This is a genomic window from Campylobacter concisus (assembly GCF_003049085.1).
GTDB lineage: Bacteria > Campylobacterota > Campylobacteria > Campylobacterales > Campylobacteraceae > Campylobacter_A > Campylobacter_A concisus_H.
Map to the genome: position 1 here is coordinate 224,030 of NZ_PIQX01000003.1, position 15,499 is coordinate 239,528.

The window sequence follows — 15,499 nt, forward strand, 5'->3', positions numbered from 1 at the left end:
GTAGGAAATTCTTTGAATATATCAAACACTTCGGTTCAGACCGGACAAAATACTACTCAAAATGTGCCAGTTCGTAAAAATGAAGGCTCGCTTTTTAAAAATCAGCCAAGCGTACAAACGCCTAATGAGCAGAGTATTTCAGAGACACTTGATAATGTTGGAAAACTCGTTGCAAGAGTGCTTGATGATCTAAAAAGTGCTTCAAGTCTTAGTAAGGCTGAACAAATTTTATCTCAGGCAAAAGACACGAAAATAGCTCCAAATTTAGCCAGCGAGCTATCAGACCTTGCAAAAAGCTTAGAAGCAGAAGCAACGCAAAATGAAAATAGTGAGATAAAAAATCTTGCTTTAAAACTAAAAGAATTTCTAAAACCAATAGCCGATCTAAAAGCTGGCTCACTAAATGATCAGATCAAAAACTCAGGCGTAATGCTTGAAGCAAATTTAAAAGACGCACTTAGCCCAGAGAAGCTTCCAAACTCGGTTCAGAAGCTACTAAGCGATATAAAAAATCTCTCAAGCGGGAATTTGCTAAATCAAATTTTAACCCTAAATGATGAAAAATTAGACAATCAAAACTCTTTTTCAAAGCTTGCTTCTATACTTGAAAAAGCGAGCAATGATGCAAAAAACATCCTTGATAACTCAAACATAAAAACCCTTTTAAAAGATGTTGATAAGCTTGATAATGTGGTTAAATTTTTAGATAAAAATTTTTCAAAAGATCAAAATGGCGAGCTAGTAAAAAATCAAATAGGCAAAATGCAAAATTTTATCTCAAATTTAAGTGAGAAAGTTGCAATCCTAGCAAATGAAAAGCTAAATCAAAATTTTGGTTTTAGCCAAAATCACAAAGAGCTAAAAACTATCCTTGATAGCATAAAAAACGATCTAAAAACGCTAAATAACATAGGCGATGAAGCAGGGCTTGTAAAAGCGTTTAATGAGATGAGCGATGTCTCAAAGGATGGCAGCTTGCAAGATAAGCTCCAAAGTGCGGCGAGGCGTCTTGCTCATAGCCTAAGTCTTGCTGATGCTAAGGCAAGTTTGGCTAAAAATGAGCTAAGTGAGAGCAAGGCGCTTTTAAAGCAGTTAAATCTCGCTACAAACGATATAAATAACATTGCGACTAAAAATAGCAGCGAAATTTCAAAGGTGCTAAGCCAAGATATAAAAAGTACGCTTTTAAATATCAGTGAAAAGAGTCAAAACCCGCAAAGCGTAAATGCTGCAAATAAGATGATTTCGCAGATCGAGATGCATCAAATGATATCAAGCCTTCAAGGCGGGATCCAAACTTATATGCCTTATATTTGGGACGGCGTTGAGGGTGGAAATATAGCATTTAAGCAAGGCAAAAAGGATAAATTTTACGCTCAGATCGATCTAAATTTTAAGAAATTTGGACAGATAAATGTGATGGTTGGACTTATTGATAAAAGATATATTGATCTTTCGGTAGCTACGCAAACAAATGAGTTTAAGGAGCTAATCCTTTCAAACTCTAGCGAATTAAAACAGGCAATATCAAAGCTTGGACTCATAGTTTCAAACTTTAATATCAAAACTTTGTCAAAAGTGAAGCTAAATGATAGATTTAAAAAATTTGGTGGCCTTGATGTGGGCTTTGATAAGAAAATTTAATGCAAGTAAATAAGAAAAAAGCAGTAGCTCTTGGCTACAACAGATCTAAAGATAATGCTCCAAGAGTGCTGGCTAGTGGCGCTGGAGAGATAGCAAATAGAATAATTGATCTTGCAAAAGAGCATGATATACCGATCAAAGAGGATCCTGATCTTATTGAAATTTTAAGCAAGGTTGAAGTTGATCAAGAAATTCCGCCAAATTTATATAAAGCTGTTGCTGAAATTTTTAGTTTTTTATATAAGATCACAAAGAAATAATCTATAAATTTGCTTAAAAATTAGCAAGGCATATAAAGAGTGGCAGGGATATTGACGATATACAAAAAAGTAGCGTAAGCTAAATATTAAATTAAAATTTTAAAGGCTATTTGTGGCACAAAAATTAATATTAATAGGGGCATCTACTGGCGGGCCTGGGCATTTAAAAAAGTTATTAAAAAACGTAAAACTAAATGGAGCTATCATCGTGATAGCCCAGCACATGAATAAAATGTTTATAAACTCTTTTGCCATGCAAATCGGAAAAGAGTGTGGCTTGGATGTTGAAATTTTAAATGAGAGGAAAATTTTAAAAGAAAATACCGTATATGTCTGTGAACAAAATGTAGTGGTGTCGCCAAATTTACCAATCAGTGCAAAGCCAAATACAGAAGAAAAGACTATATATACGCCAAATGTTGATGTGCTGTTTAAATCTGGAGTAGGAATTTGCAAAAGCGCAAATGTCCTAGCTATCTTGCTAACTGGCATCGGAGATGATGGTGCATCTGGGCTTGATAAGCTTTATAAGGCTGGAGCAAAATGTATAGCTGAAAATGAAGAGAGCGCGATAGTTTATGGTATGCCAAAACGTGCAAAAGAGCTAAATCAAAGCTTAAAATCATTAAATCTAACTATGATAAAAAAAGAGCTGGAGGATTTTTTAAATGCTATTAACTAATGACGCAAAAGATACAAAAACAATGCAAACAAACACTTCACAAGATATGGATAGTTTTAATGAATTTATGAACGTTATCAAAACCCTTTGCGGAGTTGATCTAGAGCCAAAAAGAGATATTACGTTGCAACGAATTACCATTTTTATTAGAGATCGTCAGATAAAAAGCTTTAAAGATCTTGTTTCGATGATAAGATATAACTCAAGCTTGCGACAAGACATTTTAAATCTAGTAACTGTAAATGAGACTTATTTTTATAGAGAGTTGCCTCAACTTAAAGATGTGATCTATTACGCAAAGGAGCTTGGAGGAGCTAGAATTTTGTGTGCTCCTTGCTCTACTGGAGACGAGTCGTATTCGCTTGCGATGCTTGCTTATGAGATGGGATTTAAACAGCATGAAATTTCAATCGTAGGTATAGACATAAACTCAGAAGCCATAGCAAGCTGTCAAAATGGCATTTTTAGTGAGAGGAGCTTGCATAGGTTAAGCGATTTTCAAAAAGAGAGATTTTTTACAAAAGTCGATGATAAATTTAAGATAAAAAAAGAAATTTTACCAAGGTGTGAGTTTAAAATTTTAAATGTTTTTGATGATGCTATTTTTAACCTAGGAAAATTTGATATCGTGCTTTCAAGAAATATGATGATCTATTTTGATGATGATTTTAGATTAAAATGCGTTGAGAGACTTCATAAATTACTTAAGCCAGATGGTAGGCTTTACGCTGGGCACGCTGATCTTGTGCCTTACACTCCAGCTTATGAAAAGCGCTTTTCAAATGGAACTACTTACTATTTAAAAAAATAAAAATTTGCCAAGTCGCCTTTTAACTTAGGCGACTTAATTTAAAATCAATTACCTTATTTTGTAGCTTTTTAATACTATGTGATAGTAAAAAGCCCCTATAAAAAAGAGGCTTCCCATAAAACTTGCAATCATCTCAACGCTAAGTCCAATATCATAAAGCAGTCCAATGACAAATGAAATGAGAGCGCTAAAGCCAAGAAAAACCATATCGTTATATGCAATCACTCGGCCATAAAATTCTTTTTTGCAGTTTTGCTGAAGCATTGTATAGGTGTAGCTCCAAAGACTTGATGTGCAAAATCCAGCGAAGATAATGCCAATAAGCGATAGATAAAAATTCCAAAGCGATAAAGCCCAAATAATGATACCAAGGCCTTGACCGATATATACGAAAATAAGCGTATTTTTATTTATAAATTTACTAAGTATAGCTGGAGCAAACATAAGTGAAATGGATCTTGAGGTATTTAATAGTCCTATAATTAATGATGTCGAGAGTAAATTTGCATATTTGTAATCAGCCAAAAGTGCGATCAATGCGTCATAAGCAGTAATGCCAACAAAGGCGTGCAAAAATATAAGATGCACGATAAGTCTATTTTCTTTTAGATATTTAAGCCCATTTTTTAGCATTTTTAGTGGTTTTTCTATAAATTCTGGCTTTAGACCTTGCAAATTTAAAAAATATAAAAATCCAAAGCTAAAAATGTATAGTATGCCATCAAGCAAAAATGCGCTTTTTATCCCAAAAAAATGTATATAAACTCCAGCTAGCCCCATACCAGCAGTGTATGAGACCGCCCAGATAATGGAGTGGATCTCGTTTGCGAGTTTGAGATTTTCTTTGCTTAAAATTTTTGGCAGCACGCTCATCTCTACTTGAAAATACATTCCACCAGTGCCATTTCTAACAAAAATGATAAGTAAAAGTAGCCATAAAAAATCAAGTGAGTCTATAAAAAGAAGCATGAAAACGCTTATCGTCTCAACTGCCATCATGATGACAAGCATTGGCTTTGGGCTAAATTTATCAACTAAAATTCCACTAAATGGAGCTATGACAACACCTGGGATAAATGCCATCGCTGCACTTAGCGTGATCGCCCAAACAGGAGCGTCAAGCTTGATAAGAAGTGTAAAAATACCTGTGTGCGAAAACCATACGCCAAAATAGCATATAAGCTGAATGATGCTTAAGAGGCGAAAATTTCTCTCTTCTTTTAAAAGTTTAAGATATTCTTTCAACTTATTGATTCCACATTAGCGTTATTTGCTCTATCTTTGTTTCATCTGGTATATCGTTTAGGCTTGTTATCTCTTTGGCAAGTGTATTTTTTAGTGTGATTAGTATATCGTGGCTATCTATTTTTAGATAGATGTTGCTTTTATCACTACGAAATTTAGAAATGACAAGAGAATTTTTTATATCTTTGAAATTTGATTTAAGGCTGATATTTTCTGGAGTTTTAAACTCGTTTGAATAAATTTCAATGCTTGTGATAATGCCATTTAGCAAGGTGTATTCAAAAATTCTTTCATTTTTGTTTGTTACGATGTAGCTGTTTTCTTTTTTTGTGTTATCTCGTTTTATATTTTTTGAGCCATAAATTTTTATCACATCTCTATTTGCTGATTCGTTTGTCAGCTCTGCAAAAAAGCCTTTGCCAAAGAGATTTTTTTGATCTTTATCTTTTTTATATCGTCCGCTTATGTGAGCATTTTTACAAATTTTGTCATTTGCCACTAGAAAAATTGCATTATTTATTCTGTGTATGCTTAGAGCAATGCCTTTTTTATCTAAAAGGTAAAAAATTCCCTTGTCGTAAAGTAGCTCAGAGCTAAACTCGCAAAGTGGCGAGCCATTTTTTAACGATGAATAAAAACTTATTTTCGCACCATTTTTACTTGGCACGATTACGATATCTAAAAAGTTATCTTTGTTTTTAAATTTATAAAATTTAGCAAAAAAACTATCTTTGTAAGCTTTATTTACCGGTTCAAAATTATAAATTTGAGCTAGCACGCCAACTCGCTTATTTTTCTTGTCATCAAGCTGAAGAAGTGAGTTTTTATTTGGCGCAAAGTAGCTAAGATTGCCATTTTCATCTTTTAAAATGATAGCACTATCATCAACATCAAACGTACCATTTTTTTCAACCAAGCTTACTTCTTTATCCATAGTAAGCATTGTTTTTGTGTAGGTTTTGTCTTTATTTAGCGTAATGATAGTTTTTATGCCTTCGCAATTTGGGCAAGGCAAAATAGTGTGAAAACTACTATAAATTGAGTTTGGAAGTATTAGCTTTTCTGGCTTCTTTGGTGTATCTGCCTGAACTAGCGGTTTGTCTTCTTTTACTGTATTTTGTGTGTTTTGTTTTGGCTCTAAATTTTCATTTTTTGCGCAGCCAAGGATGAAAAATGAGATAAGTATGGCAAAAAGATATTTCATTTGCAACTCCTTAAAAATTGCAAAATTATATCATTTTGCCTTTAAAATTTATTTTACGCGTTTAAAGATGTATTTATCTTTTAGCTCGCCAGTGACCTCTTTTTGATCCATATCTAGCATTTTTAGGTTCTCGCCTTCTATTTTATAAAAGCTTTTTTCTTTATACTCATCAATCGTTGTTATCACACCATTTTCTATTGAGTATTTGCCTTTGCTAACGGCTTTGTAGTTGTCTTTTGACTTGTAGTTCATCACACTTTCAAATGTGCCGTCTTTTTTTAGTGTAAGGGTTGAGTCTATGCCCATGCAGCTAGCGCAAGGTAAAAATGCCTTGTAAGTGCCCTCGATGCTGCTTACTGGAGCCATGCAGCTACCTTTTACTTCACATTTGCCTTGTGGGATGTTTGCGTTTTGGCTAGATGAGGCACAACCTGCCAAAAGTAGAGCCGCACTTAGTGCAAATATAAAATTTTTCATGCTAATCCTTTTTGAAAATAAAATTTAAAATGTATTATAATACTTAAGAAAATAACAAATTATAAATTAAAGGAGTAAAAATGCAAATCGAAGCATTTGGCGTTTTAGTCGTAGTTCTGGTTATCTTTGCGTTCTTGTTTTTAAAGGCTGGTATCAAGATCGTCTCACAAGCTGATAATCTACTCATCGAGCGACTTGGTAAATTTCATAAAGTGCTTGACGGCGGATTTCACATAATCATCCCATTTGTCGATCAAATAAGAGCGATAATTACCGTAAAAGAGCAGCTCGTAGATATCACAAAACAGCAAGTCATCACAAAAGATAACGTAAACATAAGCGTCGATGGTATCGTCTTTTTAAAGGTTTTTGATGCAAAAATGGCAGTTTATAATGTCGATAACTACAAACGTGCCATTGCAAATTTAGCCATGACAACGCTTCGTGGTGAGATAGGCGCGATGAATCTTGACGATACACTAAGCTCACGTGACCGCCTAAATGCCGCACTTCAAGTGGCTCTTGGCGACGCTGCTGGTAACTGGGGCGTAAAGATTATGCGTGTAGAAATTTCTGAAATTTCTGTCCCACTTGGCATCGAAGAGGCGATGAATATGCAGATGAAAGCTGAGCGTGAAAAACGTGCGATCGAGCTAAAAGCCTTGGCTGAAAAAGAGGCGTTAATTCGCAACGCAGAGGCGCTAAAACAAGAAAAAGTGCTTCAAGCAGAGGCTATAGAGCGTATGGCTGATGCGAAAAAATACGAACAAATCGCTATCGCAACGGCTCAAAAAGAGGCCATGGATATGATAAATGACAGCATGAGTAAAAACGCAAATGCAGCAGAATTTTTGCTCGCTCGCGATAGAGTCGGGGCATTTAGCGAGCTAGCTAAAAATAGCTCAAAAGATAAAATTTTAGTCCCTTACGAGGCGACTGAGCTTATTGGCTCCCTTAGTGTTTTGAAAAATTTCCTAGCTAAGGATAAGGCGTGATCAGCCCTTTTATAATGATAGCAATCGGTGTGGTTTTATGCATCACCGAGTTTATCTTTTTCTCATTTTATTTGCTGTTTTTTGGTATAGCTTTTATCGTAGTTGGAGCTATAAATTTTGGTTTTAGTTTTGCTTGGAGCTATCAAATTTTAATTACAGCAGCGATTGCGATCGTGCTCCTTGTGCTTTTAAAAGCGCCGTTAAAGAGTAAATTTATGTCCAGAAAAGAGAGCTTTAACGAGGAATTTTTAGACGAAGCCGGCGTTGGCGAGATCAGAGAAAATATGGTCTATTTCAAAGGCACTCTTTGGAAATATGATGGAAATTTAGCTAACGGAGAAAAAGTGACGGTTCTTGGCACCAAAGGTGACAAGGTGATATTAAAATAAAAGTGCCATTTGGCACTTTTACTATTTTGCGTGAGCTGGGCAGCCTGCTGGCATTTGCTCATGCATCGCACCTTGCATGCCATGATGTGGGCAGCTTGGCATATTTTCTTGCATCATTTTTTGATGATGAGCACATCCACAGCTTGCACCTTGAGGCCCAGCTGGCTTTGGCTCATTTTTGGCACAACCAACTAAAAATAGCCCGCAGATAACGGCAAATATCACCTTTTTCATAACTTGCTCCTTTAAAGAATTTCTCACATTTTAGCCTTTAAAAATTAATTTTTCATAACGCCTGATTTATCATATTTAAAAGCATTTTTGGCTAAACTTTCGCCCAAAAATAAGCAAAATAAAAGGTTAAATTTGAAAAGACTTAGTGTAAATGAAGCCATCGATCTCATAGAAAATGCACCGCTTCACGAGCTTGGCAAGATGGCGCTAGCTAGGAAAAAAGAGCTTCATCCAGAGGGCATAACGACCTTTATCGTAGATCGCAACATCAACTATACAAACGTCTGCTGGGTGGATTGTAAATTTTGCGCATTTTACCGCCACGCAAAAGAGGAAGACGCATACGTTCTAAGTTTTGAGGAGATCGGCAAGAAGATCGAGGAGCTAATCGCCATTGGCGGCACGCAAATTTTATTTCAAGGTGGCGTTCATCCAAAGCTAAAGATCGAGTGGTACGAGGAGCTTGTCGGCTACATCAGCAAGCACTATCCAAGCATCACGATACATGGCTTCTCAGCCGTTGAGATCGACTACATCGCAAGAGTTTCAAAAATTTCTACAAAAGAGGTCTTAAGACGCCTAAATGAAAAGGGCTTATACTCGATGCCAGGGGCTGGAGCGGAGATTTTAAGTGACAGGGTGCGTGACATCATCGCCCCAAAAAAGTGCGACACCGCAGACTGGCTTCGCATACACAAAGAGGCGCACGAGCTTGGCATGAAAACGACTGCTACGATGATGTTTGGCACGGTTGAGAGCACTCGCGAGATCGTCGAGCACTGGGAGCATATCAGAAATTTACAAGATGAAACGGCTGGATTTAGGGCATTTATACTTTGGAGCTTTCAAGGGCTAAATACAAAGCTCATGCAAGAATTTCCAGAGATCAAAAAGCAAAGCTCAAACGTCTATCTAAGGCTTCTTGCAGTCTCAAGGCTCTTTTTGGATAACTTTAAAAATATCCAAAGCAGCTGGGTCACGCAGGGTAGCTACGTAGGCCAGCTAGCGCTTCTTTTTGGTGCAAACGACCTTGGTAGCACAATGATGGAAGAAAACGTCGTAAAGGCGGCAGGAGCAAGCTTTAGGATGAATCAAGATCAGATGATTGAGCTTATAAAAGATGTCGGAGAAATTCCAGCTAAGCGCAACACAAACTATGATATTTTGGAGAAATTTTAGATGAAAATTTTAGATATCAATGTAAAAAATGTAAAAATCCCAGTCGTTTTTGAAAGCTCAAAAGCGATGCCAGTAGTGAGCCTAAAACTAGTTTTCAAAGCAGCTGGTAGCTCACAAAATGGCAAACTAGCAGGCCTTGCAAGACTAAGTGCAAATTTGCTAAACGAGGGTGATATGAAGCTGGGCTCGGCTAAATTCGCTAAAGAGCTTGAAGTAAGGGCGATTAGCCTAAATGCAAGCTGCGGCTTTGAGATATTTTGCATCGATCTAAACTGCCTAAAAGAGCACTTTGTCTTTGCGTGCGGCAAGCTAAAAGAGCTTATAAGCGCTCCAAATTTAACTGATGAAATTCTAAATAGGTGCAAAACAGTCACACTTGGCGAGATCGCAGCAAATGAAAACGACTTTGACTACGTGGCAAGGCAAGGTCTTTTTGAGCTTTTGTACCCAAAAAGCGTTCTTGCTCAGCCAAGTATCGGCACTAAAAAGAGCATAAAAGCGATCACACTTGAAGATGTGAGAAAGTTTTTAAACGAGCATTTAGACCTTTCAAATCTGCTTTGCGTGCTAGGTGGCGACATCGATGAGAAGCAGACAAAAGAGCTTGCAAGCGTTTTAGAAATCCTAAAACCTGGTAAGGTGCGAAATCTAGAGCGCTTTAGTCCAAGTGACAAGTGTGAAAGCAGCGAGATCATTAGGCAAAGTGAGCAAGCATACATCTACTTTGGTGCGCCATTTGATGTAAAGCCTGAAGAGAAATACAAGGCCGCAGTGGCGACATTTATCCTAGGCGAGGGTGGCTTTGGCTCGAGGCTCATGGAGGAGATACGCGTGAAAAGAGGGCTTGCTTATAGCGCCTACGCTAGAAATTTGCTAAATCTCTCTTACAGCCAGATTTATGGCTACATGCAGACAAAAAATGAGAAAAAAGATGAGGCTATCGCCGTTATAAAAGAGGAAATTTTAAAATTTAGTAAAAAAGGAGTTAGCGAGGCCGAGCTTGAGCAGGCAAAGAAATTCTTACTTGGCTCGTTACCGCTTAGGCTAGAGACGCTATTTAAACGCCTTGATATCGCGCAAAGTGAGTTTTATGAGCATGGCGAGCTTGGGGCATTTTTAAAGGACCTTGATAAAATTTCAGCCCTTTCGCTAAGCGAGCTAAATAGCTTTATAAAAGCCCACGCAGAGATCAATCAGCTAAGTTTTTGCGTCCTAAAAAATGAAATTTGAAGCAAGCGACAGAGCAAAACTTCTAAAAATAGGCGTGCTTAGCCTGCTTGACCTTGCTCTAGTGCTGCCAAAGGACTTTGAGGATACGACTATCGCTAAGAGCCCAAGAGAGGGGCAGGTCTGCATAAACGTAAAGATCACTTCGCTAGCCTCGCGCCCTGGCATGCTAACAGCACTTGCCTTTTGCGAGCAGTGGCAAAGTAGCGTAAAGATCGTCATTTTTAACGCAAAGTCTTGGCACTACGGCGCCTTTAAGACGGGCAAAGAGATGGCGATATATGGGATTTGCTCCTATGCCTTTGGCTCATGGCAGATCGTAAATCCAAAAATCACCACAAAAATAGGCCAGATCGTGCCTAAATTTAAGACCGAGCTAAAAGATGATGAAGTCAAAAAACTTGTTTTAAAATATATAAATTTACAAAATTTACTGGCTGAGGGTTTAAACGAAAAAGAGGCTAAATTTCTAGCTGATCTGCAAAGACTAGATGAGCAAAGCGTGCAAATTTTATATCGCCTAAAAAATGGTGGCGAGGGCGTGGATATCTTAAAATTTATAGAAATTTTTAACTACATAAAAAAGCTAAGTGCCAAAAAAACCTACTTTAAAAGCCCCAAGATCAAGCTTTTTGATATAAGCTCTTGGCTTAAGGGCTTGCCATTTACGCCGACAAATGATCAGATAAATGCCATAAATGATATCAGAGACGACCTTAGCGCTGTGCAGGCAAAAAGGCGCGTCATAATGGGCGATGTGGGAAGCGGCAAGACGCTAGTGATCTTAGCAGCTGCTCTTAGCGTCTATCCGCAAAGTGCCATTTTGATGGCGCCAACGAGCATCTTAAGTGAGCAAATTTATAATGAAGCAAAGAGGCTTTTGCCTGCTTTTATGAATGTGATGCTGGTGCGAAGCGGGGAGAAAAAGATAGACTTTAGCGGGGTAAATTTGATCGTTGGCACGCATGCGCTACTCTTTCACGAGCTGCCAAACTCGCCGCTTGTCATGGTCGATGAGCAGCACCGCTTTGGCTCAAACCAGCGCAAAAAGATAGAGGAGCTGGCTTCAAGCGAGGACGAGCGAGCAAATTTCGTGCAGTTTTCAGCTACGCCAATACCAAGGACGCTAAGTTTAATCCAGTCTGAGATCGTAAATTTTAGCTTTTTAAAGCAGATGCCATTTAAGAAAAATATAACTAGCCAAATTTTAGGCGCTAGCGAGTTTGGCTTTTTGCTAACTCACATCAAAAAGCAGCTTGCGGGCGGCTTTCAAGTGGCTATCATCTATCCGCTAGTCGAGAGCAGCGAGAGCTCAAACTACCAAAGTCTAAGCGAGGCGCAGGGCTTTTGGCTAAAGAATTTCAAAAATGTCTTCGTCACGCACGGCAAGGACAAAGAGAAAGAGGAAATTTTAAGGCGCTTTAGAGAAGAGGGCGAAATTTTGCTCTCAACCACTGTTGTTGAGGTGGGGATCTCGCTGCCAAGGCTAAATACGATAGTGATCGTGGGCGCTGAGCGGCTGGGGCTTGCCACGCTTCATCAGCTGCGTGGTAGAGTGGGGCGAAACGGCGGCGATGGATACTGCTTTTTATTTACCAAGCTAAAAGAGGCACCAGCTAGACTAAAAGAATTTTGCGCGACAAATGACGGCTTTAAGGTGGCTGAGCTTGATCTGAAAAACCGTCAAAGTGGCGACATACTAAACGGCTTTTTTCAGCATGGAGCGACATTTAACTTCTACGACTACGAGGATGATATCACACAGGCTGCAAAGGCTAGAGTGGCGGCGCTTGCTAAAAATAACGCCTAGTTGCTTTCAATTTAACCTAAATTTTTGATTTGATTTTGTTAGCTTTAAATTTTAGCGGAGTAAATTTTAATAAAATTATTTTTCTACTCTACGTTCTTTGCATATATTCTCACATGGTATGCCGTCACGATCACGGTCAAGGCCACTGCGTCCACAGTTTCTTAGATAGTGATATGCTTCTTCACAACTCTTCATCTCTTTGCAGTAGCGTTTAGAGCAATCAAATTTATCAGCCGCATTTGCTATCAATGCAAAAAATAAAATCAAAATTAACTTTTTCATTTTTACTCCAAAGGCAATATGTGTGAAATAACAAAAAAGTACAAAAAGTGCTTTCAAAAGAATTTATCCTTTTGAAAGCAGATAAATTTAAAGAGGATATGTTAAGCAACACTCTCTTTGCACTTTGTCGATGTAGCTCACGTTTAGATCGAGTCCATAAAGTTTACTTAAATTTTCACTTTTAATAATCTCGCTGACTGAGCCAAACTCAACATTTCCATCACCTTTTACAAGTGCGACATATCCGCCAAGAAGCACGGCAAAGTCAGGGTTGTGAGTAGTTAGCACCACCGAGTAGCCAAGCTCTTTTAGCCATTTAACAGTGCGTAGGAATTTATACTGGTTGCCAAAATCAAGCGCGCTCGTTGGCTCGTCAAATATAATCATCTTTGGCTGTGCAGCCATCGCACGTGCGATCATGCACATTTGCTTTTGGCCGCCACTCATTTGAGTGATAAATTTCTCTTCAAGATACTTGATCTCAAGCTTTTTAGTATAAATCCTAGCTATCTCTTCATCTTCTTTGCTAGGCCTTGCAAAGATACCAAGGTGTGCTGCACGACCCATCGTGATAAACTCAAGCCCAGTGTAGTCGTATTCTGTGATCTCGCTTTGAGCCACATATGCCATGATCTTGGCTCGATCTTTATTGCTTAGACTCTCTACGTTTTTACCATCGAGAAAAATTTCTCCAGATACTGGCTTTAGTGAGCCGCTTATTAGTCCAAGGGTGGTTGATTTACCAGCTCCGTTTCGCCCAAGTATGGTTAAAATTTCACCTGCACCTATCTTTAAATTTACATTTTCTAGTTTACCAGCTCCATTTGGGTAGCTAAAGTTTAAATTTCTAACTTCAAGCATCACGCAACCTTTTTATTTCGCCATAATACCCAGACGAAAAATACCGTGCCGATAAAGCCAGTAAGCACACCAAGAGGCACTTCGCTCACACTTATACTGCGTGCCAAGGTATCAACAAAAAGCAAAAACATAGCTCCCATAAATATACTTGCAGGCATGCTTTTTATGTTATTTGCGCCAACTAGCATGCGCGCTAAGTGAGGCATGAGAAGTCCCACCCAAGCGACTATGCCGCTTATGCAGACGCTGCATGCTGTAAGAAGCGTAGCGCAGATGATGATGACAGCGCGCTCAAATGAGACATTTACGCCCAGCCTTGCCGCACTCTCGTCGCCAAGAGAGAGTAAATTTATACGCCAGCTCATGGCGATAAGTAAAATGGCGCAGATGATCATCACTGGAGCTATGTATTTTAAGTTGTCACTATCAAGCTTTGCAAGGCTACCAAGTTGCCAATAAACAATGTCAGGTAACTTCGTCTCAGGGTCGGCGACATACTTTAAAAAGCCGATCACTGAGCCCATGAGGCCGCTTACGATGATACCAGAAAGAACTAGCATAAGCGTGCTCGTGCGACCCATCATCTTTGGTATGGCTAGCGTGATAGCAACGGCTGCTAGGCCAAAGCCAAAGGCAAAAGCCTGCACCCAAAATAGCGATAGATCAAAGATGATAGCAGTGGCTGCTCCCACGCAAGCGCCCGCTGAGACGCCAAGAAGATCAGGGCTAACTAGCTGGTTTTTAAAGACGCCTTGATAGGCCGCACCACTCACGCTAAGAGCGGCTCCAACAAGGATGGCTGCGATGATACGCGGGATGCGTAAATTTTCTATCACATTTGTGATGTTGCTAGCTGCACCATCTCCAAAACCAAAGCCGTGAGCTAGCACGCTAAAGACGTCGTTAAATGGTATGTAAAATCTACCAACGCCAAGTGCGACAAAGGCGCAAAGAAGCGTTAGTAGAGCTAAAAAGATAACAACTATTGAAAAATTTGCGTTTTTCATATCTTACTTGCTGCTACCGTCTGGATTTAGACCTTTTAAGATATAGCCGTACTCTGTATCGCTAAGATCGTGATTTAAGAACTCTTTATAAAACTCTTTTGTTTTTGCTTTTATATCGACATCTTTAAATAGATCTGGTTGGATAGTCTTTGCTGCCCATAAAATTTGAAGCACGTTTTCAGCGCCATATCTATCCCAGCTAAATACACCTTTTGGGTTGCCGTAAATTTTGCCGTTTTTAACAGCATTTGAGCCAGAGAATGCAGGGTGCTCTTTTATCTTTTTGATCTGTGCGTCTGTGTCATTACCGCCAACGATGATGATATCAGGGTTTGCATTGATGATCTCTTCTGCGCTAACTTCGATCATTGAGCCCTCAGTTTGGATAGCATTTACACCGCCACCTAGCTTGATCCAAGTGTTTTGGATGGTATTTGTACCATCAACTTTTAGCAAATTTGCGCCACCAAGCAAGTGAAGTACTTTTGGACGTTTAGCGTCAGGGATGTTTTTTGTTCTTGCTGTTACAAACTCAGAGTTATCGTGGATTTTATTAGCAAGTTTTTCAGCTTTTTTTCTAGCGTCATCAGTGCCTATGACTTCAGCTGTTGCGTAGATGCTTTTCTCCATATCTGGATAGTCTCTAAAGATCAAATTTACCGCGCTAAAGCCATTTTTGATAAGTTCATCTTGAAAATTTTTGTTATATACTATGATAACGTCAGGTGCAAGTTTAACAAGCTCTTCGATCTGAAGGTCTTTGCCATTTAGTGCAGCTGGTAAATTTTTAAGTTTTGGATAGACATGCTCAAACCACTTGTTGTTTTTGATCAGATCAGTTGTGGCTACAACTTTATCCATGCCACCAAGTGCTAGGATGATCTCGTTGTTTGCATTCCACAGTGCTGCGATCTTCTCAACCTTCTCAGGCACGCTTACTTTGACACCTTTCATATCTGTGATGCTTCTAGCAGACTCAGCTGCGCTTAGACTAAGAGCCATAAATAGTGAAGCAACAAGGCTAAATTTAGCTACTTTATGCATAAAATTTGTTTGCATATTTTTTCCTTTATTTTTGAAGTATAAACATGTATGTTAATAATATTTATATTAATTCTATGTAAATTTTGCATATACATTATGAAGAATTTGCATATATTGTAAATTCTTATAAAACTAATGGGATAAATTC

General features: G+C 38.5%; 17 protein-coding genes. 9 read left to right on the forward strand and 8 right to left on the reverse strand.

Translation table 11 applies throughout. The annotated features are described in order from the left end of the window. The first annotated feature begins 12 nt into the window (after window positions 1-12). The 4 genes from CVT13_RS05135 to CVT13_RS05150 all read left to right on the forward strand — a co-directional run bounded on the left by CVT13_RS05135 (window position 13) and on the right by CVT13_RS05150 (window position 3,397). Window positions 13-1,644 (forward strand): flagellar hook-length control protein FliK, encoded by a 1,632-nt coding sequence (locus CVT13_RS05135; protein ID WP_199907276.1) that lies wholly within the window; start codon window positions 13-15, stop codon window positions 1,642-1,644. Continuing rightward, on the forward strand, window positions 1,644-1,904 hold the full coding sequence (locus tag CVT13_RS05140) for a FlhB-like flagellar biosynthesis protein (RefSeq protein WP_021090972.1): 261 nt from the start codon (window positions 1,644-1,646) through the stop codon (window positions 1,902-1,904). Before CVT13_RS05135 ends, CVT13_RS05140 begins: the two co-directional genes overlap by 1 nt. A gap of 112 nt (window positions 1,905-2,016) precedes the next feature. Further along, the gene (locus CVT13_RS05145; protein WP_021090732.1) at window positions 2,017-2,586 is read left to right on the forward strand and encodes a CheB methylesterase domain-containing protein; all 570 of its coding nucleotides are present in this window, start codon (window positions 2,017-2,019) and stop codon (window positions 2,584-2,586) included. Then, entirely contained in the window at window positions 2,573-3,397 is an 825-nt protein-coding gene (locus tag CVT13_RS05150; protein WP_021090925.1) for a CheR family methyltransferase, read from the forward strand. The genes CVT13_RS05145 and CVT13_RS05150 overlap by 14 nt, the downstream gene beginning before the upstream one ends. A 48-nt stretch (window positions 3,398-3,445) precedes the next feature. On the opposite strand, the gene CVT13_RS05155 is transcribed toward CVT13_RS05150, so the two are convergent. The 3 genes from CVT13_RS05155 to CVT13_RS05165 are packed head-to-tail and all read right to left on the reverse strand — an operon-like array spanning window position 3,446 to window position 6,323. Further along, window positions 3,446-4,642: an MFS transporter gene (locus CVT13_RS05155; RefSeq protein WP_107811829.1), complete on the reverse strand. Its 1,197-nt coding sequence runs from the start codon at window positions 4,640-4,642 to the stop codon at window positions 3,446-3,448. A gap of 1 nt (window position 4,643) precedes the next feature. Next, complete coding sequence (locus CVT13_RS05160) at window positions 4,644-5,846, reverse strand: copper resistance protein NlpE (protein ID WP_107811830.1); 1,203 nt, start codon at window positions 5,844-5,846, stop codon at window positions 4,644-4,646. 48 nt (window positions 5,847-5,894) lie between these two features. Then, the gene (locus CVT13_RS05165; RefSeq protein WP_107811831.1) at window positions 5,895-6,323 is read right to left on the reverse strand and encodes a copper resistance protein NlpE; all 429 of its coding nucleotides are present in this window, start codon (window positions 6,321-6,323) and stop codon (window positions 5,895-5,897) included. 80 nt (window positions 6,324-6,403) lie between these two features. On the opposite strand from CVT13_RS05165, the gene CVT13_RS05170 reads away from it, so the two are divergent. Together CVT13_RS05170 and CVT13_RS05175 are read left to right on the forward strand one after the other, a co-directional pair. After that, on the forward strand, window positions 6,404-7,318 hold the full coding sequence (locus CVT13_RS05170; protein ID WP_054196349.1) for an SPFH domain-containing protein: 915 nt from the start codon (window positions 6,404-6,406) through the stop codon (window positions 7,316-7,318). Next, complete coding sequence (locus CVT13_RS05175; protein WP_021090625.1) at window positions 7,315-7,707, forward strand: NfeD family protein; 393 nt, start codon at window positions 7,315-7,317, stop codon at window positions 7,705-7,707. Before CVT13_RS05170 ends, CVT13_RS05175 begins: the two co-directional genes overlap by 4 nt. Before the next feature lie 21 nt (window positions 7,708-7,728). Here the strand turns inward: CVT13_RS05175 and CVT13_RS05180 are convergent, their stop codons facing one another. After that, window positions 7,729-7,941, reverse strand: a complete 213-nt coding sequence (locus CVT13_RS05180; protein WP_021087694.1) for a hypothetical protein — start codon at window positions 7,939-7,941, stop codon at window positions 7,729-7,731. Window positions 7,942-8,073: 132 nt separating this feature from the next. Between CVT13_RS05180 and CVT13_RS05185 the strand changes: the two genes are divergently transcribed. The 3 genes from CVT13_RS05185 to recG are packed head-to-tail and all read left to right on the forward strand — an operon-like array spanning window position 8,074 to window position 12,157. After that, the gene (locus CVT13_RS05185; RefSeq protein ID WP_087579812.1) at window positions 8,074-9,120 is read left to right on the forward strand and encodes a dehypoxanthine futalosine cyclase; all 1,047 of its coding nucleotides are present in this window, start codon (window positions 8,074-8,076) and stop codon (window positions 9,118-9,120) included. Next, complete coding sequence (locus CVT13_RS05190) at window positions 9,121-10,350, forward strand: M16 family metallopeptidase (RefSeq protein ID WP_107811832.1); 1,230 nt, start codon at window positions 9,121-9,123, stop codon at window positions 10,348-10,350. After that, window positions 10,340-12,157, forward strand: a complete 1,818-nt coding sequence (gene recG / locus CVT13_RS05195) for an ATP-dependent DNA helicase RecG (RefSeq protein WP_107811833.1) — start codon at window positions 10,340-10,342, stop codon at window positions 12,155-12,157. Before CVT13_RS05190 ends, recG begins: the two co-directional genes overlap by 11 nt. A 75-nt stretch (window positions 12,158-12,232) precedes the next feature. Here recG and CVT13_RS05200 read toward each other — a convergent pair whose 3' ends face one another. From CVT13_RS05200 to CVT13_RS05215, 4 genes are all read right to left on the reverse strand, one after another. Continuing rightward, on the reverse strand, window positions 12,233-12,439 hold the full coding sequence (locus CVT13_RS05200) for an excalibur calcium-binding domain-containing protein (RefSeq protein WP_107811861.1): 207 nt from the start codon (window positions 12,437-12,439) through the stop codon (window positions 12,233-12,235). A gap of 87 nt (window positions 12,440-12,526) precedes the next feature. After that, window positions 12,527-13,300, reverse strand: a complete 774-nt coding sequence (locus CVT13_RS05205; RefSeq protein WP_107811834.1) for an ABC transporter ATP-binding protein — start codon at window positions 13,298-13,300, stop codon at window positions 12,527-12,529. Continuing rightward, the gene (locus CVT13_RS05210; protein ID WP_107811835.1) at window positions 13,300-14,307 is read right to left on the reverse strand and encodes a FecCD family ABC transporter permease; all 1,008 of its coding nucleotides are present in this window, start codon (window positions 14,305-14,307) and stop codon (window positions 13,300-13,302) included. Before CVT13_RS05210 ends, CVT13_RS05205 begins: the two co-directional genes overlap by 1 nt. A gap of 3 nt (window positions 14,308-14,310) precedes the next feature. After that, window positions 14,311-15,366 carry an ABC transporter substrate-binding protein gene (locus CVT13_RS05215; RefSeq protein ID WP_107811836.1) on the reverse strand — a complete coding sequence of 352 codons (1,056 nt, stop codon included), beginning with the start codon at window positions 15,364-15,366 and terminating at the stop codon, window positions 14,311-14,313. Window positions 15,367-15,499: the final 133 nt, after the last annotated feature.